Here is a 23,737-nt window from a genome sequence, read left to right as displayed (position 1 = left end):
GAATGCAAACCATCAAAGCCGCCGTCTGCAGAGCGTTCAACGAACCTTTGGTCATCGAAGACATCCAGATTGCACCACCCGGCGCCGGAGAGGTCGAGGTGACACTGGATGCGGTGGCGATCTGCCATTCGGACATCACTTATGCCAGCGGCGCTTGGGGCGGGTATTTGCCCGCCGTCTACGGGCACGAGGCCGCTGGCGTGATTACCGCGACCGGAGACTCGGTCGGCGGGTTTGAGGTGGGCGACGCGGTCGTGGTCACTCTGATCCGCGCTTGCGGGTCCTGCCCGTCCTGCGCAGGCGGTCAGCCGACGATCTGCGAGACGCCTTACGACTCGGTCAACGGTCCGCTGCGCACGGCGGATGGCGGCCCCTTGGATCAGGCAATGGCCTGCGGGGCCTTTGCCGAAAAGGTTGTGGTCAGCCACCGGCAGATCGTGAAAATCCCCGAAACCATGCCTAAGGATGTAGCCAGCCTGCTGTCTTGCGGCGTCATCACCGGGGTTGGTGCAGCGGTGAATGCGGCCAAGCTCCGCCCCGGTCAGGATGTGGTTGTGATCGGCGCGGGTGGTGTTGGTCTGAACGCGATTCAGGGCGCACGTCTTGCCGGTGCGCGGCGTATCGTGGCGGTCGACATGACCGAAGAGAAACTGGAGATCGCCAAAGAGTTCGGCGCAACGCATGGCGTGTTGGCCAGCCTCGAGCAACCGTGGAAGGCTGCCTTCAAGGCGTTGGGCGGGCGCGGTGCAGATGCGGTTCTGATCACCGTTGGTGCCATACCAGCCTACGATCAGGCCCCGCGCTATTTGGGCCGGGGTGGCAAAGCCATCATGATCGGCATGCCGCATTCGGGCGATATGTCCAGCTACGAACCCGTTGTGCTGGCCGCACTGGGACAAGGCGTGGTCGGTTCGAAAATGGGCGATGTGGTCATTCAGCGTGATATTCCATGGATGATCGACCTCTACGAACAGGGGCGGCTGAAGCTGGACGAGTTGATCTCGGGCCGATGGTCTCTGGATCAGATCAACGAGGCGATCGAGGACACCAAGACCGGATCGGCCAAGCGCAACGTGGTCCTGTTCGATAGGGGGTAACGGCGGATGAAACTGCAAGACCTCGACATCATCGTCACTGCACCACCCGCACCGGGCTGGGGTGGGCGCTATTGGATTTTGGTGAAAGTCACCACCGACACCGGGATCACCGGGTGGGGCGAATGCTATGCGTCCTCTGTCGGCCCCGAGGCGATGCGGCACGTGATCCGCGACGTGTTTGAAAGGCATATGCTGGGCGAAAACCCCGAGAATATCGAGCTGATGTTCCGTCGTGCCTATTCCAGCGGCTTCACCCAGCGCCCCGACTTGACCGTCATGGGCGCGTTTTCAGGGCTTGAGATCGCCTGCTGGGACATTTTGGGCAAGGATCGAGACCGTCCGGTCTATGCCCTGCTGGGCGGACTGATGAACGAACGCATCCGCGCGTATACCTACCTCTACCCCTTGCCGCAGCATAACCTGACCGATTTCTGGACCTCGCCTGAACAGGCCGGAGAATGCGCTGCCGAGATGGTGCGGCGCGGGTTCACGGCGGTGAAATTCGACCCCGCAGGCCCCTACACCATTCGTGGCGGGCATATGCCGGCGATGTCCGATATCTCGATGTCGGTCGCGTTCTGCAAAGCGATCCGCGAAGCGGTGGGCGACAAGGCCGACCTGCTGTTTGGTACCCATGGCCAGTTCAACACGGCGGGCGCGATCCGGCTAGGTCAGGCGTTGGAGCCGTATTCCCCGTTGTGGTTCGAAGAACCCACCCCGCCGGACATGATCGAGGACATGGCCCGGGTCGCCCGCAATGTCCGCATCCCTGTCGCTACCGGCGAACGTATGACCACCAAGGCCGAATTCGGAGCCGTCCTGCGCGCAGGGGCCGCCGAGATTCTGCAACCCGCATTGGGCCGCGCCGGCGGCATCTGGGAGATGAAGAAAGTCGCCGCCATGGCCGAGGTGTTCAACGCGCAGATGGCCCCGCATCTTTACGCAGGGCCGGTCGAGTGGGCCGCCAACATCCATCTGGCCGCGTCGATCCCGAACCTTCTGCTGCTGGAGACCATCGAAACCCCCTTCCACGACGCCCTGATCAAAGGCGCGCTGCGCGTGGACGACGGCTTTGTGACCGCCCCAACTGCGCCCGGTCTTGGGATCGAGGTGGATGAAGATCTGGCCCGCGCCCATCCCTACACCGGCGATGGCCTCCACCTGCAAATGCAGGAAGAGCCCTGCGACTATGTCAACGGCAACGCCTTTCAGGGCGGCGCACCTGCAACCGAGGGGTGACAAGCAAACCCGATTTGGGGCATATTGTGCCAACCCCATCACAAAACAGGCCGCGCGTGACCACCAAAGCCAAAGACACCACAAGCGCACATCCTGAAACTCCGGCAGACATGCAGGAAAACGCCGCACGGGCTGCGGCCTTTCTAAAGACGCTGGCGCACGAAGGGCGGCTGATGATCCTGTGCCATCTGGGCGAAGGCGAAAAATCGGTCAGTGAGCTTGAGGACCTGCTGCAAATCCGGCAGGCCGCCGTCAGCCAGATGCTGGCCCGGCTGCGTCAGGAGCGGATGGTCTCGACCCGAAGGGATGGCAAGACGATCTATTACTCGCTGCAGGACGGCAACACGGCGCAGGTCATCGGGCTACTGTTTGACCTGTTCTGCAAGCCGGACAATTAGTTCGAGACGTAACCCGCAATGACCTGCAACAGCTTGAAGGCGGTTGCGGCGTCGTTTTCGACCACGGCCAGGAATTCTTCCTCACCGATCCGCAGACAGGACAGTTCGGTCTCGGCGATCATGCTGAGCGCACGAGGTTCCTTGCGGATCAGACCCAGTTCCCCAACCAGAGCACCCGGCCCGACCTTTGTGATCAACTGATCCGGGCCTTCCATCTGCGGCAGGTACAGCCCGGCCTCGCCCTCCAGCACTACATATGCGCCGTCGGTGGGCTGATCGTCTTTCAGGAACACGACCTCGCCTGGCTGGGCATCGTACCAGCGCGCACCAAAGGCCAGCAGGCGCAGCTGTCTGCGGTCGAGACCGGAAAACAGCGGTGTCTGCTCCAACGCGCGCAGCTTGCGCGCCAGATCTGCCGAGGCGGCGCTGTCCTCTTCCACCGTGACATCTCCTTCGTCCGACACCACCCGACCCTGCCTGATTTCGACAAAATTGTCGAATTTGTCCGGGTTTTCAAAATGGTCGTTCAGATAGATAACGGTCGTATCCGGCAGCAGCTCGCGCAGGTTTTTGTAGACAGCGACCTGTGTCGCCATGTCATAGCTGGCGAGCGCGTTCTCCAGAATCAGGATGTCCGGCTTCTTGATCGTCGCGCGGGTAAAGGCCAGCGGTTCGGCAAAAACGGCAGGCAGGTTCTGACCACCGATCGCGACGGGGACGTCATAAATCAACTCGACCACCAGAGGACGCGCACCATTTTCATCCAAAACATCGACAATCAGCTTGCGTGCTTCGTCCGAGCGACCGCCACCAATTTGGCTGACCTTGCCGAACAGCGCATTTTCCATGACCGTCAAGCCGGGTGCGAAAGCGTCCTTGTGCAGCGGTAGAAAGACATCCCGCAGTCGTTCTAACAGCTTTTCCGAGTGGCTATGGCGCAGTTCCAGAATGCGATTCTTCAGCTCATCCGTGAAGGCAGGTCCGATCTGCTCGGCCGAGATCACGAACGGCACCGCAAGAAGGTTCGCCAGCTTTTCGTCATCCAGCCCTGCCACACCCTCGTTCCGGGTTTTCTCGACCAGCTCAAGCGCGGCCTCGTAGGTCGTGGCTTCCAGACCAAGCTTGCGGAACAACGGGTGATCTGTTCCGTCCAGACCAAAGATCTGGCGCAGCATCTCGATCACGTCCTGGGTCAGGCTGACCAGTGTCTTGTCCAGCCCCAACTCGCGCAACTGGCCAAGGAATACGGTCTGGCGGGCCAGCAGCTCTTGCGTGACCGGAACTCGCGGGGTGGCAAACAGCAGATTTTCCGCGACCGGCAATGCCGAATTATACGTGCACCAATCAAAAACCAGCGCCTGCTGCCCGAGCCCGGCCTTTTGCACCGCTTGCTGCACCAGTGGGCGCAGCTCGACTAGCTTCTGCGCCAGTTCCGGGTGTTCGGCGGCGTCGAAAACCTGGTCCGACCCGCGCTGGAACAAGGCAGCCCCCGATCCCATTCCGTCGATCAGATGCAGCCACCAATCGCGCAACGCCTCGGGGCTGTCCAAACCGGCCAGGGATGGGTCCAGCCAGTCTGCCCTATACGGGTCGGCGCTGTTGCCTGCGCGCTGCGTTTCGGCAAAATCGGGGTCGTCGATCTGGGTTGTCAGCGGCCTCTGACGCATGGGCATCATGACGTTGTCGCCCAACGTGCCCTGAAACAGGACCGGGCGCGACGATGCATAGCCGATGCGCGCGGCCACAATACCTTGGTGCAGGGTCGCCAGATTTTCGCCCCCCACTTCCACCCGGCCCGAACTGGGCAGGATCTCACGCGTCAGCAGCTCAGCCACAGCGCGCCTGTCTTCTTCGCTGGGGGCGGCGATACCAATGGTTTGCCCGCCTGCAAAGGTGAGGTTCAGATCATCCAGCACCTGATTGCCGTCCATATCCCGGACCGAAACCCGATCCAGCACGATATCGCCGTTCAGACGCGGGCGGGTTTCGGGCTCACCCTCGAACAGCTTTTCGTCCGGCATTCCCGGCGGGGCAAAGCGTTCGATCACAACATCCCAGCGCAGCGACATGTCCTGCGTCTGGTTGTAATAGGTCAGCAGTTCTTTCCACGGCGAGCTCAGGTCCTTGTACGCCGCCAGCGCAGCCACCAGCGCCCCCAGCGAAACCGAACCCTGCAGCACCAGAAGGCCGCCGACCAGATAGAACATGAAAGGTGTCAGCTGCGAGATGAAGTTGTTAATAAACTTCATGAAGAATTTCTTCTGGTAGATATCGAACCGGATCGCGAACAGCCGCCCCAGCTGTTCCGAGATCATCGCCCGGCGATAGCGCCAGCCGCCATTGCCCCGCAGGGTCGAAGCCCCGGCGGCGTTCTCACCGATCTGTGCGGCAAGTACGCGGACTTCCTGAATGCGTTTCTTGTTCAGCAGGTTGATCTGCCGTTGCAGCTTGGGAATCAACCAGGCCTGTAGAGGGATCAGTGCCACGGCGGCCAGGCCAAACCAGACGCTTTGCAGAAACAGGAAGGACAGGATCGTGATCATCTGCCCGGCCTGCAACACCGGCTGACTGATCGCGTCGCCCATCAACCCACCCATCGGCTCGCTTTCGGCGGTAATCATCGACACCATTTCACCTTGGCTGACCCGCTCGAAATAAGGCTGGGGAAACCGCAGGGCGCGGTTGATCAGCTGATACCGGAACCGTCGCAGCATCCGTTCGCTCAGCACCCCTTTCATGGTGTTGATGCGCATCTTCATCAGGCCATGCGCCAGCACCGCCACCAGAAATGCACCGCAAAGGACAATCAGAAACGTTGTCTGCGGCAGTTCATATCCCAGAACATCGACCACCGGGCTGGCCGCACCGATCGCATCGTTGATGATGCGCTTGGGCAGCTCCAGCGTCAGGTACAACAACGGAAACAGCGTAGAGGTCACGGCCAGCAGGATCAGCTGGTCGCGTCTGGAGTACTTCCAAATAAACCGGAAAATCGAACGTTCTATGGAGCCTGCCCCTGTTTTGGATCACCGATCCCGAAGAAAGTGCCGCAAATCAAACACTCCGAATTTACAGCAATCGTGGCCGGTGACGCAAATAGTTTCCAGTTTGATCATATATCCGCCGTGTGTGAACAAGTTCATTTGCGCCGCAACGGTTTAGCCCCTAAGATTCGCTTCAGGACGATATCGGGAGGAACAATTTGACTGCCAGCATAGGCGCAGTACTGTTGATGCTCTGCTTATTGCAGATCAAACATATGTTTGCGGACTATTACCTCCAGACACCGAAAATGTTGTCCGGGCGCAGTGAGTATTTTCACTGGGGGCGTGCGCAGCATGCCGGCGTGCATGTTGTTGGATCAGTCATTGTCTTTCTGCTGTTCGGGGCGCCGTGGTCATTTATCCTGATCATTGCTGCTCTGGAATGGATCGTGCATTTCAATATCGACTTTGCCAAAGCCGCCTATTCGGACAAGAGACAGCTGTCACCGACGCAGGCCGCGTTCTGGCGGGCAGCCGGGCTGGACCAGTTCATGCACAACCTGACCTATATCGCGATGGTTTGGGCCTGGGTGAGTTTCGCCGCCTGATCGACCCAGACCTGGCGGCGATTTCCCCGACCGGCTAACCCAGAACCGAGAAACTGCTTTCCTCGTTGATCGGGCGTTTGCGGGAATAGAAGCCAACGTCGATCATCCGCTTGATATAAGGCAGTTCGAATTGCAGCGGTTGGGCATCGTGATCCGCCCCACCCTCACAATAGTCGATCAGAGCCGTCATCATCTTGCCTGCGATCGGCGCGTTTTTGTATTGGTTCCCGCTGGTGCCGCAGGCCATGTAGAACCCCGGTAGGCTGGATTTGTCATAGATCGGAATCCAGTCCGTCGACGCATCATACAGATCGACCACCCCACGCGTCTTGGACGGGATGCCCAGGCTGGGCACTCGCTGCGCATAACGCATTGCCTGCGTCGTCCACTGGTCGGTGAAGTCGTGGTTGTAGTGCACGTCGTCCTCGCACCACTGATGCGGATCGCATTCCGGATCTTCCGAACCGACCAGAATGTGATTGCCATGCTCGGGGCGGCAATAGCAGGCGATATCGCTGTCCGATACGATGGTGCCGTTGTTTTCGAAATCGAACCCTTCGGGCGCGGGGACGTGTACCACCTCCTGCCGCAAGGGACGGGTCTCGATTGTCATATCGTCCAATACACCCGCCATCTTGTTGATGATCGCCGAGCCCGGCCCGGCGACATTCACAACTACCTTGGCACGGAGTTCCTCACCCGAGGCCAGCTTGACCCCGGCCACGCGACCGCTTTCGGTCAGAATTTCAACCACCTCAGCGCCAGTGCGCACCTCGGCCCCATGCTGTTTGGCCGCGTCCATCAGATTCTGTGCCGACAAGGCCGGATCGGTGACATACCCCGCCTGCGGCCAATACACTGCACCCTGCATCTTGCGCCCGTTCGGCTGGCCGAATTCCGGGTCATCCATGCGACGCGCGGGCGCGAAGCTGTCCAGCGAATAGATCGGCAGGCGCTCAGTGATTTGCTCGGGCGACCATTCCTCGAACGGGCAATCCAGATCGGCACTGTTCTTCATGTGCTTTTCGAGCATCCCGTTGGCATCTGTTTTCATCACCAAAGTGCCGGTCTCTCGGAACTGCGCCAAATTGGCGCCTGCAGGCAGGCCCAGATACTCGGCCCAGTCACGCCAATAGTGATACCCTTCCCACGCAAAAGCGGTGCCGTCGAAGGTCGAGTAGTGCATCCGAATGATGGCGCAGGATCCGGCGGTCGAGCCATGGCCCACCTGTGAATTGCGATCCAGCGACAGGGTTTTCCATCCGGCCTTTGCCATCTCGAACGCGATGGCGGCTCCGATGACACCAGTGCCGATGATGATTGCGTCTGGTTGGCTCATGAAAGATCTCCTTTCCAGCAGCGCAGGGAATATGCGCTGAATTCCTCAACTTCTTCAGGTTTTGGTTCGACGCCGGTGAACGCATATAGGTAATGCGGCACCATCGAAATCCGCGTTTCAATCGGCTCGTTCAATTGCGCCAGATCGTATCCGATCTGCATGTAGTACAGAACGCGCGCGCGGGTTTCCGCTTCGATCTCGGAATAGCCATAGCGCGCGAACATGGCGTGCAGAGCTTCAAGCCGTCGGGCGTCCGACTGATCCAGCGCACGTCGCACCTTGCCCGACTTGCGCGCCCAGTCCCGCACGGCAAAGTCCAACGCCGTATCGAACAGATCGGTATTCACCACGCAGCGATGCACATTGCAGACCGCAGCCGTGATGGTGTCTGCCGGAGCCTCGGCCTGCGCAACCAATCCGGCTGTATTCGTGGCCTGCCAGCGGGACAGCAAAGCGTCCAGCAACTCTTGCCGAGACTTGAAGTACCAGTAGAAGGAGGATCGCGAGACCGCCATCCTTTCGGCCAGACTCAGCACCTTGATCTGGTCCACCCCGTCCGAGATCAGCACGTCCATCGCCACGTTTAGCCAATCGTCACGCGTGACCTTGACGTTGCCGACCAGAGGTTCAGCCTTGGGGTCGTCCCTGTGCAGGATCGGTTTGGTATTCATTCAACTCTCCGGCGGCGCGCCGCCTTCGGCAGTGCGTCGCGCGATGAAGTCTTGTAGGGCACCCAGTCGGTCACTGTCACCGGTAGGCGGTTTGAAGTCGTTCAGGATGCCCTTCCAAACGCCGGTTGCGCGATGGTTGGCATCGACCGAGCCGCGCTCGGTCCAGGTACCGAAATTGGCATAATCGTGGACGTGAGGCTGATAGAATTCGGTATTGTACCGCTCCATCGTCTGGCTGGTCGCAAAGAAATGTCCGCTGGGTTCAACCTCGCGCAAGGCGGTGTCGAACCCAATCTCGGCGGTCCCGGCCTGCGCCCCGGCGCAAAGCTCGGCGACCATGTTCAGCACCTCGGCGTCACAGATCATTTTTTCGAACGACACCGTCAGCCCGCCCTCGAGCCAGCCAGCCGAGTGGATGATCACCGTCGCCCCGGCCATCAGGCAGCCCCAGAGACCGAACTGGTTTTCGTTGGCCGCCTGGACGTCGTTGATGTTCGATGCCGACCCGGCAGCGGATCGCCACGGCAGCCCCAGATGCCGCGCCAATTGGCCCGCCGCCAGAGACGCCTGAAAATGCGAGGGCGTCCCGAAGGCAGGCGCGCCCGATTTCATGTCGACATTGCTGGTAAAGGTTCCGTAGCAAACTGGTGCACCGGGGTTAGTCAATTGGGTCAGTGTCAACGCGGCCAATGCCTCGGCATGGGACAGCGTGATCGCGCCGGCCACGGTGATCGGTGCCATAGCCCCCATCAGGGTAAAGGGCGTGATGATCGACATCTGACCGTGGCGGGCAAAGTCGATCAGGCCCTGCGCCATGGGGATGTCCAGCGTTCGCGGGCTGTTGGTGTTGATGATCGTATAGCAATGCGCGTTGCCGCGGAACTCGTCATCCGACAGGCCGCGCGCGGTGGACAGCATCTCAAAGCAATCCATCACCTGCGGCGTCCCGCGCGAAAAGAAGAACGGGAACTTGTCCGTCAGCTCCATCTGAGCCTTCGTGGTGAAATAGTGGCGCAGATGGGTCGGCACGTCCTGTGGCTCGACCTGAGGCGAAATCATCTGGAACACGTCGAAATGATGCGTGAGTTTCAGGAAGTCCAGATAATCCTGCCCGTTTGCAGGGCGTCGACCCCGTTCCAGATCGGTCGCGTTTGGCGCCCCTGCCCCCGGCTGGAACACCAGACTGCCCAGTTCCAGCGTGAAGTCGCGATGGCGCGCTCCTGCTTGGCAGGCGATCGACTTCGGTGCCGATGCAACGGCCGCTTCGACCATGTCGCGCCCGATGAAAACCATCTCGGTGCTTTCATCCACACGCGCGCCAGCCGCGGCAAAAATCCGGCGGGCTTCGGGCAACAGGACCTTTACCCCCAACTCCTCAAGCGTGCGCAGGGAGGTTTCGTGCATGTCCGCGATCTGATCGGCCGGAAACACTTCCATCTGTGGGAAGGGATTCCTGAGCTGTCGATAGTTCACGTCGCGCGTGGGTGGAGGCGCGGCCTCGGCCCCGCGCCCACGCCGTCGTCTGCTGCGTTCTGAGGTTTGTGAGATCATCTTCAGCCCCTCATCGCCTTGCCTTGCGGATCGTATGGCGAGGGCGCAATCACCCGCGCGGGCCGTTCAACGCCAACCACATGCACGGTCAATTCAGTACCCGGCTCGGCCTTGTCCCGGTTGACCAGAGCCATCGCCAGCGACTTGCCGGTGTAATGCCCATAGCCGCCCGAGGTCACAAAGCCCACACGGTCTTCGCTCGACCAGATCGGCTCATACCCGCTGGCATCCGCGTCCAGCGCGTCCACCTCAAGCGTCACCTGAACCTGCGCGGGGCCGTTGCCGTCTCGTTCAGACACGGCTGCGTCCTTGCCGACAAAGTCCTTGTCCCAGTCGATCCAGCGATCCATTCCGGTCATCCCCGGTGTGTAGAGCTGGGTGAACTCCGCCGACCAGATGCCAAAGCTCTTTTCCAAGCGGGTCGAGAGCATCGCATTGAAGCCACATTCGCGGATGCCCTCGTCAGCCCCCGCTTCCAACAGCATCCGGCGCAGTTTGATGTGGTCGCCATAGCGACAATTGATCTCATAACCCTTCTCACCGGTCACCGACATGCGCGCGACGCGAGCACGCACCAGACCGATATCGAAATCACCACACCCCATGAATTTGAGGCCCGAGATATCCTGTTCCGCCAGTTTCTCGACCACCGCCTGCGATTTCGGACCGACCACGGCAAAGCCGCAATATTCTTCACCCAAGTCACGGATATCGACATCGTCGATCATGTGGTCATCGAACCAACGCATATGCCAGGCGCGCAGATAGTAGCTGCCCATAATCCACCACGTGCCGTCGCCCCAGTTGAGCACGGTCAGATCACCCTTGAGCCGCCCATTCTCACCCAGCATCGGGGCCAGCTTGGCACGCCCCGGTGCAGGCAGTTTCGAGGCCATGACCTTATCCAGCCAGACCTCGGCGTTCGGGCCGCTGACCTCGAACCGCGAAAAGCCCGAGATATCCAGCAAGCCCACACCTTCGCGGATCACCTTGCATTCCTCGGCCACGATGTCATGCGCGTTCGAACGCTTGAGCGTCGGCGTTTCCTCGAACCCTTTCGGCGCGAAATACAGCGGCACTTCCAGATCCCAGCTGACACCCCATTTGCACCCGGCCTCGGTCATTGCGTCATGCGCCGGAGCCATTTTCAGCGGACGGCCCGCAGGCAGTTGCTCATTCGGATAGGTCATCACGAAACGGCGCGAATAGAACTGGCCCGTCGTTTCACGGATATAGCGTTTGTTCTGCGCGAAGTCGCCATAGCGCGCCACATCCATTGGCCACGCGTCTGCCTCGGGCTCGCCATGGATCATCCACTCGGCCAGCGTCTTGCCAACGCCGCCACCCTGCAGGAAGCCCGCCATCACAGCGCAGGCCGACCAATAGCCGGGCTTGCCGGGTACCGGACCCACCAGAGGGTTGCCGTCGGGCGAGAACGTGAACGCGCCGTTCACCCAAGTCTTGATGCCCACATTCTGGATCGAGGGGTAACGTTCAAAGCCCAGCGTCAGTTCGTTCTCGATCCGGTCGAGTTGTTCCTGAAACAGTTCCTCGCCATAGTTCCACGGCGCGCCATCCATGGCCCAATGTTCATGGTCGACCTCATAGATGCCGACCAGAACGCCCTTCTGGTCCTGCCGCATATAGGTGAAGCCTTCGAGGTCCACGGTCATCGGCATCTCGAAATCAGCCTCGGCCACCTCGGGCACGGTGTCAGTGATCAGATAGTGGTGTTTCAGCGGAGACACCGGCAGTTCGATCCCTGCCATGCGACCCACCTGCTTGGCCCAGAGACCTGCTGCGTTGACCACATGCTCACAAGTGATCGTGCCGCGATCGGTGACCACCTGCCAGCCATCTGCGGTCTGAATCAGTTCCTCGACCTTGGTTTCCTCATAGTATTCGGCACCACGTTTCTTGGCCGCCGTGGCGTAGGCCTGCACCGTGCCAGTCGTGTCGATGTAACCTTCACGATCGGCCCACATCGCCCCCAACACGCCCTCTGTGGACATGATCGGGCACCGGCGCTGCGCTTCTTCCGGGGATAGCAGCTCACAATCGTCAATGCCGATGGATTGGAAGATACGGTAGTTGGCCTGCAGCCATTCCCAACGCTCGGGCGTACCGGCCAACGTCAGCCCCCCGGTCATGTGCAGGCCGATGTTCTGGCCGGACTCTTTTTCAATCTCACTCAGCAAGTCGATGGTATAGGACTGCAGGGACGCCATGTTCGGGTCGGCGTTCAGCGCGTGGACACCCCCGGCCGCATGCCAGGACGATCCCGATGCCAACCGGCGCCGTTCGAGCATCACCACATCTGACCAGCCGAACTTGGCCAAATGATACAGAACCGAGGCGCCCACAACGCCGCCCCCGATGACCACAACGCGATACTGAGATTTCATCCCGCCCTCCCCTGCATGGCTTGGAGTGGACGCTAGACGCACTGTTCACATCTGTCTAGACATTTCTGTACAGTTCCGGCGGCACGCGGTCGGCAAGCGGAAATCACCGGTTTAAAGTTGAGCGCTAGGGCGCACGCCGATCTTTTCGTGCCACGTCAACGTGGCCGAATTCCCCTCTGGAATCCGTCGCTTGATCACGCGGGCAAAGTCGACAAAGACAAAGGCTGTGATATCGGCCAGAGTGAATTCCGGCCCGGCGAGATAGGGGCTTTCCGCCAGCCGCGTTTCCAGCAGATCGAAGAAATGTCCAACCCGCGTTGCGCCCCTTTGGGCCAATTCGGGAATCTGTGCGTGATTCTCGGGGCCCGGAAGCGCTCTGTCAGCAAAGGCGGGATGGGTGTTGCGCAGAACCTCGGCAATCGGCACGCCGCCCTGTTGTTCGACAATGCTGTTCCACATCAGAACCAACCCCTTTTCATCCGGGGTGCGCCCCATTAGCGGCGGCTCGGGAAATCGCGCTTCGAGATACGCAGCGATACCGAGGTTTTCGCCCAAAACTGTGCCTTCATCGGTGACCAGAACCGGAAGGGTCGCGTTTGGATTGACCGCCTTGAAGGCTTCGCTGAACTGTTCCCCTTTGGCGATCGAGATGTCGCGGGTTTCGATCTGCAGCCCTTTTTCCGCGATGAACATGCGGGCCCGGCGCGGGTTCGGAGCAGTGGAGCAATCGTAAAACAGCATGGGAAACCCTCTGGGTCAGCGGCGATAGATGAAGCAGCGCCCCTCAACGGCATCAGACGGCAAGGGCAGTTCGGTCAGCGTATCGAAATACATCCGGTCGCTGGAGACCATCAGCCCGCCCTCGGCCAGCAGTGGTTCGATCAGCGGTGAAACGAGCCGGGCAAAGGCATCATTCTTTTCCCGGTTATGACCGCCAAGGTCGGCATGAATCAGGCTGGCGGTCGCCCCAAAACGTTCCAACGCAGCGGGCAGCGTCTCGCGCACGTCACCCAGAATCACGCGATCTTCCGGCGGCGTCGAATCCGGGTGCGAGGCCACTGCACGTTCGAACACATAGACAGGGCGGTTCTTCACGTATTGCACCATGTGATGATAGGTGCGCCCGTTGCCCAGCCCCAACTCGAACACTGGCCCTGCGATGCCACGGGTCTCGGCAATGGCGAAATCCAGACAGGCGCGCTGCGACACCATGCGGTCAATGAACAGATCCAGTCGGCTTTGATCGTCGGACACGGGGAAATCTCTCCTTGATATCAGTCGACTTGTCAGAAGGTGCCGACAAGGCATGTGATGACAAATCCTCAAGACTTTGTGTAGGTAAATTGGTGCCGGTTTCACAATTTCGCGACATTTCACCCCAAGAACGGGTTTGACTAGCCAGCACCAACCGCGCGAAACTGCGACAAAAAACACGGGGAGTTGATCAAGCGAATGCCGACCTACGGCCCAACGGGTGGAACACCCGCATGACCGCGTTGTTGTCCGTCCGCGATCTGAGCATCGGATTTGGCGCGGGTGAGCCTGTTGTCAAAGGCGTCAATTTCGATGTCGAAGCCGGTCAGACGCTGGCTTTGGTGGGGGAGTCCGGATCGGGCAAGACGATCTCCTGCCGGGCGGCATTGCGGATTTTGCCGCGCACGGCCCAGATTCGCAGCGGCACGATTATCCTGAACGATTCCAAAGGCACCGAGGATCTGACCCGGATCAACGAAAAGCAGATGCGCGGGATTCGCGGCAACCGGATATCGATGATCTTTCAGGAACCGATGCGATCCCTGTCGCCTTTGCACAAGATCGGCAATCAGGTCAGCGAAGTTCTATGGCTGCATCGCGGCGCGTCCGAGGCGCAGGCCCGCAAAGAAGTTATTACCCAATTCGAGCGTGTGGGTTTTCCTGATCCCCAGCGTGCCTATGATTCCTACCCGTTTGAATTGTCCGGCGGTATGCGCCAGCGCGCCATGATTGCGATGGCCATGGTGGCCAAGCCGGAACTGTTGATTGCGGATGAGCCGACCACCGCGCTTGACGTGACGACACAGGCGCAGGTGCTGGGCCTGATCAAAGAGTTGCAGCGCGAGACCGGGATGGCGCTGATCCTTGTCACGCACGATCTGGGTGTGGTGGCGAATATGGCCGAACAGGTCGTTGTCATGCACAAGGGCCGCGTAATGGAGGCCGGTGCCGCAGCCCCGATTCTGACCGCACCTGCGCATCCCTATACGCAGCAGCTGTTCAACGCCGCGCCCGAGATTCCGGACGAGGATTCCGTTGGCATCCCCATGCCCGACGAAGATCTGATCCTGCAGATGAAGGGCGTGTCAAAGACCTACACCATGCGCTCCAGCAGGGGCTGGCAGGGCGATAAACTGATCCATGCCTGCCGTGGCGTCGACCTTAACCTGGCACGCGGCAAGACGCTGGCCATCGTCGGCGAAAGCGGTTCGGGCAAGACCACCGCGGCCCGGATCGCGCTAGGGGCCGAACCACCTGATCGCGGCGGAGAGGTGTTGTTCCGGACGTCACCGGACGCCGACCCGATCACCGTCCACCACATGACCCGCGCCCAGCGCACCGCCTTTCAACGCAAGGCGCAGATGGTGTTTCAAGACCCCTACAGCTCGCTTAGCCCACGGATGCGCATCCAGGACGCCATGACCGAGCCGCTGGAGATACACAACATTGGCACAACGTCGGAACAGCGCGACAAGGCGGCCGAGATGTTGCAGCGGGTCGGTTTGAACTCCGATATGCTGAAACGCTACCCTCATGCCTTTTCCGGCGGTCAGCGCCAGCGCCTGTCCATCGCACGCGCCATGATGCTGGACCCGCAACTCATCGTCTGTGACGAGCCGACCTCGGCGCTGGACGTCTCGGTTCAGGAACAGATCCTGACACTGCTGGAAAACCTGCAGGACAGCCTGAACCTGTCCTATTTCTTCATCTCGCACGACCTTGCCGTCGTGGCGCGTATCGCCGACGAAGTTGCCGTGATGCGCCGGGGCCTGGTGGTCGAACAAGCCCCGCCCGAAACCCTTTTCTACAATCCCCGCCACCCCTACACCAAGGCGCTGATTGCCGCTCAGCCAGAACCTGACATCAACCGACCCATCGACCTGAAATTGGTTGCTTTGGGCGCGGGTTCGCCAGACAGTTGGGATGACGCCTTCCGATTTACCGACTCCGTGATACCTTCACTGGTAGAGATGGAGCCCGGCCATAAGGTAAGATGCCATGTTTAAGACCACTCGCCCCCTGTTTCTCGCCGCCACGCTGGCCGCCACATGGATGCTGCCCGCCACGGCAGACACTCCAACCCCACTGGAAGGAGAATTCTGGGCCACCGAAGTAAAAGCCGGGCACCTCCCCCCCATTCAGGATCGCTTGCCTGACGAACCGCTGGTAGTTGATCTGGCCGCCAAAGGGCGCGAGTTCGGAACACCTGGCGGCACGCTGCGCACCATGGTCACCCGGTCCAAGGACATCCGCCAGATGGTTGTCTACGGCTATGCCCGGCTGGTCGGGTTCAATGAGAATTACGAACTGGTGCCGGACCTGCTGGAATCCTACGAAAGCGAAGACAATCGCAAATTCACCCTGCATCTGCGCGAAGGGCACAAATGGTCGGATGGGTCGCCCTTTACCTCCGAGGATTTCCGCTATTGGTGGGAGGACGTGGCGAATAACGAGCTTCTCAGCCCCTCGGGCCCGCCGGATTTTCTGATCGTCGAGGGCAAGCTGCCCACCGTGTCCTTCCCCGACGAAACCACTGTTGTTTATGAATGGGAAGACCCGAACCCAGACTTCCTCCAATCGCTGGCGCAGGCGCGCCCGCCCTTCATCTACCGGCCCGCCGCGTTTCTGAAGAAATACCACGAGCAATACGCCGACACTGAAGAGCTTGCTTTTCTGGTCAGCGATGCGCGCGTCAAGAGCTGGGCGGCACTGCATAACAAGCTGGACAACCTGTACAAATACGACAACCACGAACTGCCGACACTGCAACCCTGGTTGAACGCCAGTTCCGGCAAGAAAATCCGGCACAATTTCGTCCGCAACCCCTATTACCACCGCATCGACAGCAACGGCGTGCAGCTGCCCTATATCGACGTGGTCGAGATGGAGATCGTTGCCCCCGGTCTGGTCGCGGCCAAAGCCAATGCCGGTGAAACCGACCTGCAGGGGCGCGGGTTGGCGTTCCGCGATGCCTCGATCCTGAAAAAGGGCGAAGAGGTCGGAAACTACAAGACACGGCTGTGGAAGACAGGCGTTGCCTCGCAGATCGCGATCTATCCGAACCTGAATTTTGCCGATGACGGTTGGCGCGAGATTCTGCGCGATGTGCGCGTGCGCCGTGCCCTGTCGTTGGCCATTGACCGCAATACGATCAACCAGGCGCTCTATTTCAAACTGGCGAAACCCGGCGCGATGTCGGTTCTGCCCGCGTCCCCTTTCTATAGCGAGGAAAACGCCCAGGCCTGGGCCCAATTTGACATCGAACAGGCCAACGCCCTGTTGGATGAGGCCGGTCTGACCGAGCGTAACAGGAACGGCATCCGCCTGCTGCCCGATGGCCGGCCGATGGAATTGATCGTCGAAACCGCCGGTGAGCGGCAAGAAGTTGAAAACGCGCTGCAGATCGTCACCGACACCTGGCGCGAGATCGGCGTTGATCTGGTGATGCGCCCGCTAGACCGGGACATCCTGCGCAACCGTGTATTTGCCGGCAACACCATGGCCTCGGTCTGGTTCGGCTGGGATGACGGCATTCCGCAGCTACATACGTCTCCTGCTTATCTGGCGCCGACGGATCAGGTGTTTCTGGCATGGCCCAAATGGGGCCAGTTTTACCAGACCGGCGGCGACGTGGGCGAAGCGCCCGACATGCCTGAGGCCGAACGCCTGATGCAACTGGCCCATGACTGGGAGGTCGCCTCTACCGATGACGAACGCAAGGCCGTCTGGACCGAGATGCTGAACATCCATGCCGACCAACTGTATGCCATCGGCATCCTGAATGGTGCGCCTCAGCCCGTCGTGGTCTCGAACCGTCTGCGTAATGTGCCGGAACAAGCCATGTGGGCGTGGGAGCCCGGCGCGCATTTCGGCATTCACCGGCCGGACGAATTCTTCTTCGCCGACTGATCAGGAGCAGCTAAATGGTTATGCTGCGCTATGCAGTCTATCGCTTTTTCACGATGCTGCTGACGCTGCTGGTGGTGTCGGTTCTGATCTTCGTGATCATCAATTTGCCGCCCGGCGACTACCTCAGCAACCAGATCGCGGAACTGCAGGCCTCGGGCCAGTCCGCTGGTGTGGCCAAGGCCGAGTTTTTGCGCGCGGAATACGCTTTGGACCGTCCCATCTGGGAGCAATACCTGATCTGGATGGGCTTCTGGCCCGGCCCGCACGGGTTCGAAGGTCTGTTGCAAGGCAACTATGGCTGGTCCTTCGAATTCGACCGCCCTGTGGCCGAGATTGTGGGTGACACACTGTGGCTGACCGTGGTGGTCAATCTGGCCGCCATCCTGTTTGTCTACGCCGTTGCGCTGCCGCTGGGCGTTATCGCGGCGGCACGGTCGCGGACATGGATCGACTATACCTCGGCCTTTGTGGGGTATCTTGGGCTGGCCACGCCAAACTTTCTGTTGGCGCTGATCCTGTTCTATTACGGCCACCGCTATTTCAACCTGCCCATCGGCGGCCTGATGGACCCGGTTTATGAAGGCCTGCCGATGAGTTGGGACAAGTTCAAATCCATCCTTGTCCACCTGATCGTTCCGACCTTTGTGATCGGCACGTCCGGCGCCTCGGCGATGATGCAACGTCTGCGCGCCAATATGCTGGATGAGCTGGGAAAACCTTATGTGGAAACCGCTATCGCCAAGGGCATGGCCCCGTCACGAATGCTGACGAAATACCCGTTACGCGTGGCCTTCAACCCGTTCGTGGCCGATATCGGCAACCTGCTGCCCTCGATGGTGTCGGGTTCGGTTCTGGTCTCGGTGGTTCTAGGCTTGCAGACCATCGGCCCCACCCTGCTGACGGCGCTGAAAACGCAGGATCAGTTCCTGTCCGCCTTCATCCTGATGTTCGTCGCCCTTCTGACCCTGATCGGCACCATGATCTCTGACATTCTGCTGGTCATGCTTGACCCGCGCATCCGGTACGAGGGGCGTGAAGCATGACCCAACGCCCTGACGGTCGCTATGTCGACGACGCCCCCTTTGATCCCGAAGCGTCCCTGCAACAGCTTGAGCGCGCTGACCTGGACGCGCCCAACTGGGTGCTGGTCTGGCGCAAATTCAAGACTCACAAGCTGGGCCTGATCTCGGGCATCTTCCTGCTGCTGTGCTACCTGATGCTGCCCTTTGCGGGGTTCATCGCGCCTTATGGGCCGAATGAACGGAACGGGGAGCACCTTTATGCTCCGCCGCAAAGCATCAGCTGGTTCCACGAGGGCGATTTCATCGGCCCCCACGTTTATCCGATCGTAGCCGAAGCCGATTTAGAAACCTTCCAGTGGAAATTCGTGCCCGACCTGGAGGACCCCCGCCCGATCAGGTTCTTCTGTGAAGGGGCTGAATACAAACTCGCCGGTCTGATCAGATCGGACACCCACCTGTTCTGCGCGCCCGAAGGGGCGACGCTGTTCCTGTGGGGCTCGGATCGTCTGGGCCGGGACGTATTCAGCCGCATCCTCTACGGCGCACAACTGTCGCTGACCGTGGGCCTGATCGGCATCACCGTGTCCTTTGTTCTGGGCATCTTCTTCGGCTCGATGGCCGGGTACTTCGGCGGCAAGATCGACTGGGTCATAAACCGCGTGATCGAAGTTCTGCGTTCACTGCCGGAACTGCCCCTGTGGCTGGCCCTTTCCGCTGCGGTTCCGTCGAACTGGAGCCCAGTCGCGGTGTTCTTCATCATCTCGATCATCCTTGGCATCCTCGACTGGCCCGGCCTCGCCCGCTCCGTGCGCGCCAAATTCCTGTCGCTGCGCGAAGAGGAATACGTCCGAGCGGCCGAGATGATGGGCGCAAGCTCGGGCCGGGTGATCCGCAAGCACCTGCTGCCGAACTTCATGTCTCACCTGATCGCGTCGGCCACCTTGTCGATCCCTGCGATGATCCTCGGGGAAACCGCGCTCAGCTTCCTGGGTCTGGGCCTGCGGGCCCCGGCGGTCAGCTGGGGTGTGATGCTGAACGACGCGCAGAACCTAGCTTCGATCGAGATCTACCCGTGGACGGCGATCCCGATGCTGCCAATCATCGTTGTTGTACTGGCCTTCAACTTCCTCGGTGATGGTCTGCGCGACAGTCTGGACCCCTATCAGCAATGAGCCTATTCTCCGCCCTCCCCGCCGCTGACAGCTATCAGACGACAGGCAAAGGTGCGCGGCCCAGCGCGTTTGCGGTATCGGAACTGGCCACGGCCAGCTTTGCCGCCGTTGGTCAGGAACTGGCACGCCTCGTGGCTGCTCTGAACCTTGCACCCACCTCGCCCGAGATTTCGGTCGACCACCGGCTAGCCTCGCTCTGGTACGGGTTTTCATTCAAGCCGGACGGGTGGGAAATGCCCAGCCTCTGGGATGCCGTGGCGGGGGATTATCAAGCCTTGGACGGCTGGATCAGGCTGCACACCAATCTACCGCGCCACAAGGCGGCAGCGTTGAAGGTTCTTGGGGTTCCGGGCAATCGGGACGCCGTAGCGCAAGCCCTGAAAGAGTGGTCAATCGCCGATCTGGAAACCGCGATTGTGGCCGAGGGCGGCGTTGCCGCTGCCATGCGCAGCCGCGCCGAATGGCTGGAACATCCGCAGGGGCGTTCTGTGTCCCGCGACCCTTTGATCAGCTGGCAGAACCCAAGACACATCACGCTGCGCGACCGCCCACAGGCCACCGCAAGCCGTCCATTGGCGGGCCTGCGCGTTCTGGACCTGACGCGTGTACTGGCTGGCCCGGTCTCGACCCGAACGTTGGCGGGTTTCGGGGCTGAGGTTCTGCGCATCGACCCGCCTGGATGGGACGAACCCGGTGTCATCCCGGATATCTCTTTGGGCAAGTACTGCGCCTATCTGGACCTGAAATCGCCCGACGGCCTGAAAAAACTGCAGGACCTGTTGGCGCAGGCGGATGTCTTCGTCCACGGCTATCGGCCCGGCGCGCTGGATGCGCTTGGCCTGACCAAGATCAAACGCGATGAATTGGCCCCGAACCGGGTCGAGGTCACACTGAACGCCTATGGCTGGCAGGGTCCGTGGTCCACGCGGCGCGGCTTTGACAGCCTCGTACAGATGAGCGCCGGGATCGCGGACGCGGGCCGCTCATGGGCCAAGGCCGACAAGCCAACACCGCTGCCGGTTCAGGCGTTGGATCATGCGACGGGCTACCTGATGGCCGCAGCCGTCTTGTCGGCACTGGCCGAGGCGGCCTCCGGAAACTCCATCATGCTGGCCCAACTGTCGCTGGCCCGCACGGCAGAGCTACTGGCGGCACTGGCAAAATCAGAAACCAAAGGTGACATTACCAGCGCTTCAGCTGATGACTACACGCAAAAACTCGAAGATTCCGGCTGGGGAACAGGCCATCGCCTGAAACCCGCGTTGTCCGTAGGGGCCGCGCAGATGTCCTGGCCCCTGCCCGCCGCGAAGCTGGGCACATCCCAACCGATCTGGCCTTCGCTATCTGCCTGACACAACCGCCGCGCGGAACGCGCGGCTTGGCCCAACGCTTTGGACGGCGTCTCGTCAGAGACGCACTCCAAAGGGGCGGGAGCCGCCCCTAGCGGTCATCCCCTCCGGGTCCGATATCGTCCAGATAGTCCTCGTCAATCGCGGCCTGTACCGCACCGGTTACCGCTTCACGCTGTTTCGGAGACAAGTCTTCGGGGTCCTTCCCTTCTGCCAGACGCACGGTGACCTCACGGTGCGCAAACTTGATGCCTTCGCGCGCGAACAGTTCGCGAATTTCCTGATAGACCTTCTTGCGCACCAGCCACTGATCGCCTGGCTTGGTCATGAACTTGACCCGGATGATCATCGCCGAATCTTGCATCTCGATCACACCCTGCGATTTCAGCGGCTGGATAAAGTTCTCACCGATCACCGGATCGCTCAGCAATTCCTGCCCCAGTTTCTTGATCAGTTTGCGCACCTTCTCGACATCCGTGTCGTAGGTCACGCGCAGCGGCAGCTTCATGATCACCCAGTCGCGGGAATAGTTGGTCAGCACCTTGATCTCGCCAAACGGGATCGTGTTCAGCGCGCCAAGATGGTGGCGCAGCTGAAACGACCGGACCGAGATCTTCTCGACCGTCCCCTTAACATCACCAATGTCGATGTACTCCCCTTTTCGGAACGCATCATCCAACAGGAAGAACGCCCCTGAAAAGATATCGCGGACCAGCGTTTGCGAGCCGAACCCGACGGCCAGACCCACCACGCCCGCACCCGCGAACAGTGGGCTGACATTGATGCCCAGCTCCATCAGCACGATCAGAACGATGGTGACAACAACCACGGCCAGGATCGCCCCCCGGAACAGCGGCAGCAGCGTGGCCAGACGGCTTTGTCCGCCTTCCCCGCCTTCATCACCCAATTCCGCCTCTTCGCTACCATCGTCGACCTCCTCGGCAATTTTCGTGTCGATCCAGATGCGGAAAAAGTGGAACAGGATGTACCCTATGAACAGGATGACCATCACGTCCAAAGCCCGGTCAATCGGCAGGTCCTCACTCCAGCTGGCTTCGGGATTCCAGATCACGACCAAGGCATAGAGGCCAACGACAAAGGCCAGAATGCCCGCCACACGACGGGCCAAGTCCTCATAAGTCAGCATGCTGTGCTTACGTACCTCGGCCTCGACGGTTTCCACCGGCTCGTCGGCCTCTTCCGAGGTGCCGTCCTCGGCGTTCATTTCCTCCATCTGACGGTTGCGGTCGAAGTAACGCTCAAGCAGGTAATTCATCGCCCCATAGGCCACGACCACCGACATGAAGATCGCATAGCTGCTGGCCACGATCGGCAGTGAGTTCTCGTTTTCCAGCACCAGATCGACCGCCAGCTTGAACCAGCTGAACACGATGTAAACGATCAGAACGGGCGCCCACGCAAAGGAGATGAACCGCACAATCCACGACACCGCGTCCGCAGCGCGCCCGCCGCGGATGGCGTTGGAAATGGCCCGTGCGTTGAACAGGATCATCAGCACGTTGCCCAGCGCACCAAACATGGTCAGCCCGCCATAAACCATGGCATAGACGTTGTAGTTCAGTCCGAAGTCCGCGACCCAGGTCGAGAACAGCACCACCGAAATGTCATAGGTCGCAAGCGCGGAAGCCCAGAAATACAGCCGTTTTGCGTCCCGGTCGGAAAAGGGCGGCAGGCGGTACTGGCTCAGGTAGGGCGACAGGACCATCCGCCACAGATCGGACACCGTGCGCGACAGGAAAAAGGCTGTGAATATTGCTGTGACCGTAAACTGGATCGAGAGGTCTTCGGCTTCGCCAAAGAACAGGTACCCCACGATCAGGGCCATGAGCATCGCAAAGACCGTGCCTCCGATCCCCATGAAAAACCGGAACACCAGAAACGGCATCTTTTCCCGATAACCCTGCGGGTTTTCCTTGGACCGCGCGACGACCAGCCTTTTAGCCATGCGCTTGCCGTAAATCTCGATCGACAGCCAGCGCCCCAGCAGCAGGAACAGCACGTTCCAGAACAAAACCTCGACATAGGTCTGGATGCGGCCATCGGGGCTGGTCTGACGCAGGATGTACTGCACTTCGAAGATCGAATAGGGCAAAGCCTCTAGTCGCGAATTCATCGACTCGCGGAATTTCGAGAACCTCTCCTGCGCTTTCATCAGCTGCGAGCCGTCCCCCATCGGGTCATGGGGCTCATTGGCTGCGGCATCGATCTGACTGCCGGAGGATACGATCTGACCGGCGCTGTCGATGACGATCACGCTGGCGCCGGCCTCGGTCGCGGCCCGTATGGCGTCGGCCAGATCACCTTCGGCGTTTGTGTCAGCCTCGGAACCGGAATCCGTATTGTATCCCGGGATCAAAGACGTCTGCGCCGCCGCTCCGGTGACAAAGGCCGCTGCAAATGCCCAGATCAACAGGGCCATCCCAGCAAATAGTTTAAGTTTCATCGAGTTATTCGTCCAATCCGCGTGATGCACCACAGGTTACCGAAGCGCCTGAGCGTATTCAAATATTCAGCCTTTCACCTCCCAAGATCGTGTCAATTCGTGTTCCCGGTGCAATGATGGCGACTTGGGTGTTTGCAACCTCGAAAAAACTGAATATGACCAATCCGGCATATTGGGTGGAATGGTCGCATCAAGGGGGTGGGAACATCTGCAAATCCGGAAGCGCCGGATGTTGCCATTTCGCAATGCTTGTCGAATTTGCACAATAGCGTCAC

The 23,737-nt window shown here is 60.2% G+C and carries 17 protein-coding genes; 9 read left to right on the top strand and 8 right to left on the bottom strand.

What is annotated here, in order from left to right; translation table 11 throughout:
* Positions 1 to 2: 2 nt before the first annotated feature.
* The 3 genes from GOX63_RS05825 (at position 3) to GOX63_RS05815 (ending at position 2,734) form a co-directional block, all read left to right on the top strand.
* Positions 3 to 1,097, top strand: coding sequence for a Zn-dependent alcohol dehydrogenase (locus GOX63_RS05825; RefSeq protein WP_170326997.1), 1,095 nt, complete (start codon positions 3 to 5; stop codon positions 1,095 to 1,097).
* Between the two features lie 6 nt (positions 1,098 to 1,103).
* Positions 1,104 to 2,336 (top strand): mandelate racemase/muconate lactonizing enzyme family protein, encoded by a 1,233-nt coding sequence (locus tag GOX63_RS05820; protein ID WP_170326998.1) that lies wholly within the window; start codon positions 1,104 to 1,106, stop codon positions 2,334 to 2,336.
* A 110-nt stretch (positions 2,337 to 2,446) separates the two neighbouring features.
* Positions 2,447 to 2,734 carry an ArsR/SmtB family transcription factor gene (locus GOX63_RS05815; protein ID WP_170327047.1) on the top strand — a complete coding sequence of 96 codons (288 nt, stop codon included), beginning with the start codon at positions 2,447 to 2,449 and terminating at the stop codon, positions 2,732 to 2,734.
* On the opposite strand, the gene GOX63_RS05810 is transcribed toward GOX63_RS05815, so the two are convergent.
* Complete coding sequence (locus tag GOX63_RS05810; protein WP_170327048.1) at positions 2,731 to 5,727, bottom strand: ABC transporter transmembrane domain-containing protein; 2,997 nt, start codon at positions 5,725 to 5,727, stop codon at positions 2,731 to 2,733. The genes GOX63_RS05815 and GOX63_RS05810 overlap by 4 nt on opposite strands.
* A 209-nt stretch (positions 5,728 to 5,936) precedes the next feature.
* Here GOX63_RS05810 and GOX63_RS05805 point away from each other — a divergent pair, with 209 nt between their 5' ends.
* Positions 5,937 to 6,326, top strand: coding sequence for a DUF3307 domain-containing protein (locus GOX63_RS05805; protein ID WP_170326999.1), 390 nt, complete (start codon positions 5,937 to 5,939; stop codon positions 6,324 to 6,326).
* A 34-nt stretch (positions 6,327 to 6,360) separates the two neighbouring features.
* Here the strand turns inward: GOX63_RS05805 and GOX63_RS05800 are convergent, their stop codons facing one another.
* From GOX63_RS05800 to GOX63_RS05775, 6 genes are all read right to left on the bottom strand, one after another.
* On the bottom strand, positions 6,361 to 7,665 hold the full coding sequence (locus tag GOX63_RS05800) for an NAD(P)/FAD-dependent oxidoreductase (protein ID WP_170327000.1): 1,305 nt from the start codon (positions 7,663 to 7,665) through the stop codon (positions 6,361 to 6,363).
* Positions 7,662 to 8,336: a TetR/AcrR family transcriptional regulator gene (locus tag GOX63_RS05795; RefSeq protein WP_170545087.1), complete on the bottom strand. Its 675-nt coding sequence runs from the start codon at positions 8,334 to 8,336 to the stop codon at positions 7,662 to 7,664. Before GOX63_RS05795 ends, GOX63_RS05800 begins: the two co-directional genes overlap by 4 nt.
* Positions 8,337 to 9,887, bottom strand: a complete 1,551-nt coding sequence (locus GOX63_RS05790) for a trimethylamine methyltransferase family protein (RefSeq protein WP_170545084.1) — start codon at positions 9,885 to 9,887, stop codon at positions 8,337 to 8,339.
* A 2-nt stretch (positions 9,888 to 9,889) separates the two neighbouring features.
* Positions 9,890 to 12,292, bottom strand: coding sequence for a GcvT family protein (locus GOX63_RS05785; protein WP_170545081.1), 2,403 nt, complete (start codon positions 12,290 to 12,292; stop codon positions 9,890 to 9,892).
* A gap of 111 nt (positions 12,293 to 12,403) precedes the next feature.
* Complete coding sequence (locus GOX63_RS05780) at positions 12,404 to 13,033, bottom strand: glutathione S-transferase family protein (protein ID WP_170327004.1); 630 nt, start codon at positions 13,031 to 13,033, stop codon at positions 12,404 to 12,406.
* A gap of 15 nt (positions 13,034 to 13,048) precedes the next feature.
* Positions 13,049 to 13,546 (bottom strand): class I SAM-dependent methyltransferase, encoded by a 498-nt coding sequence (locus GOX63_RS05775; protein ID WP_367646730.1) that lies wholly within the window; start codon positions 13,544 to 13,546, stop codon positions 13,049 to 13,051.
* Between the two features lie 233 nt (positions 13,547 to 13,779).
* Between GOX63_RS05775 and GOX63_RS05770 the strand changes: the two genes are divergently transcribed.
* Genes GOX63_RS05770 through GOX63_RS05750 form a run of 5 tightly spaced genes read left to right on the top strand, consistent with a single transcriptional unit; the run spans position 13,780 to position 21,001 of the window.
* A complete protein-coding gene (locus GOX63_RS05770; RefSeq protein WP_170327006.1) occupies positions 13,780 to 15,552 on the top strand; it encodes an ABC transporter ATP-binding protein in 1,773 nt (590 codons plus the stop codon).
* Complete coding sequence (locus GOX63_RS05765; RefSeq protein ID WP_170545078.1) at positions 15,545 to 17,455, top strand: ABC transporter substrate-binding protein; 1,911 nt, start codon at positions 15,545 to 15,547, stop codon at positions 17,453 to 17,455. The genes GOX63_RS05770 and GOX63_RS05765 overlap by 8 nt, the downstream gene beginning before the upstream one ends.
* A gap of 14 nt (positions 17,456 to 17,469) precedes the next feature.
* A complete protein-coding gene (locus tag GOX63_RS05760; protein ID WP_170327008.1) occupies positions 17,470 to 18,498 on the top strand; it encodes an ABC transporter permease in 1,029 nt (342 codons plus the stop codon).
* Positions 18,495 to 19,649, top strand: a complete 1,155-nt coding sequence (locus GOX63_RS05755) for an ABC transporter permease (protein ID WP_170327009.1) — start codon at positions 18,495 to 18,497, stop codon at positions 19,647 to 19,649. Before GOX63_RS05760 ends, GOX63_RS05755 begins: the two co-directional genes overlap by 4 nt.
* Positions 19,646 to 21,001, top strand: coding sequence for a CoA transferase (locus tag GOX63_RS05750; RefSeq protein WP_170327010.1), 1,356 nt, complete (start codon positions 19,646 to 19,648; stop codon positions 20,999 to 21,001). Before GOX63_RS05755 ends, GOX63_RS05750 begins: the two co-directional genes overlap by 4 nt.
* Positions 21,002 to 21,089: 88 nt before the next feature.
* Here the strand turns inward: GOX63_RS05750 and GOX63_RS05745 are convergent, their stop codons facing one another.
* On the bottom strand, positions 21,090 to 23,462 hold the full coding sequence (locus GOX63_RS05745; protein WP_170327011.1) for a mechanosensitive ion channel family protein: 2,373 nt from the start codon (positions 23,460 to 23,462) through the stop codon (positions 21,090 to 21,092).
* Between the last annotated feature and the right edge of the window lie 275 nt (positions 23,463 to 23,737).

Source organism: Ruegeria arenilitoris, assembly GCF_013031355.1.
Lineage (GTDB): Bacteria > Pseudomonadota > Alphaproteobacteria > Rhodobacterales > Rhodobacteraceae > Ruegeria > Ruegeria arenilitoris_C.
The sequence above is the reverse complement of the archived record's forward strand: the minus strand, read 5'-3'. Positions and strand labels throughout refer to the sequence as shown.

Coding starts and splice junctions, on each gene's coding strand:
- GOX63_RS05825 (WP_170326997.1), top strand. CDS start 3: ATGCAAACCATCAAAGCCGCCGTCTGCAGAGCGTTCAACGAACCTTTG.
- GOX63_RS05820 (WP_170326998.1), top strand. CDS start 1,104: ATGAAACTGCAAGACCTCGACATCATCGTCACTGCACCACCCGCACCG.
- GOX63_RS05815 (WP_170327047.1), top strand. CDS start 2,447: ATGCAGGAAAACGCCGCACGGGCTGCGGCCTTTCTAAAGACGCTGGCG.
- GOX63_RS05800 (WP_170327000.1), bottom strand. CDS start 7,665: ATGAGCCAACCAGACGCAATCATCATCGGCACTGGTGTCATCGGAGCC.
- GOX63_RS05795 (WP_170545087.1), bottom strand. CDS start 8,336: ATGAATACCAAACCGATCCTGCACAGGGACGACCCCAAGGCTGAACCT.
- GOX63_RS05790 (WP_170545084.1), bottom strand. CDS start 9,887: ATGATCTCACAAACCTCAGAACGCAGCAGACGACGGCGTGGGCGCGGG.
- GOX63_RS05785 (WP_170545081.1), bottom strand. CDS start 12,292: ATGAAATCTCAGTATCGCGTTGTGGTCATCGGGGGCGGCGTTGTGGGC.
- GOX63_RS05780 (WP_170327004.1), bottom strand. CDS start 13,033: ATGCTGTTTTACGATTGCTCCACTGCTCCGAACCCGCGCCGGGCCCGC.
- GOX63_RS05770 (WP_170327006.1), top strand. CDS start 13,780: ATGACCGCGTTGTTGTCCGTCCGCGATCTGAGCATCGGATTTGGCGCG.
- GOX63_RS05765 (WP_170545078.1), top strand. CDS start 15,545: ATGTTTAAGACCACTCGCCCCCTGTTTCTCGCCGCCACGCTGGCCGCC.
- GOX63_RS05760 (WP_170327008.1), top strand. CDS start 17,470: ATGGTTATGCTGCGCTATGCAGTCTATCGCTTTTTCACGATGCTGCTG.
- GOX63_RS05755 (WP_170327009.1), top strand. CDS start 18,495: ATGACCCAACGCCCTGACGGTCGCTATGTCGACGACGCCCCCTTTGAT.
- GOX63_RS05750 (WP_170327010.1), top strand. CDS start 19,646: ATGAGCCTATTCTCCGCCCTCCCCGCCGCTGACAGCTATCAGACGACA.
- GOX63_RS05745 (WP_170327011.1), bottom strand. CDS start 23,462: ATGAAACTTAAACTATTTGCTGGGATGGCCCTGTTGATCTGGGCATTT.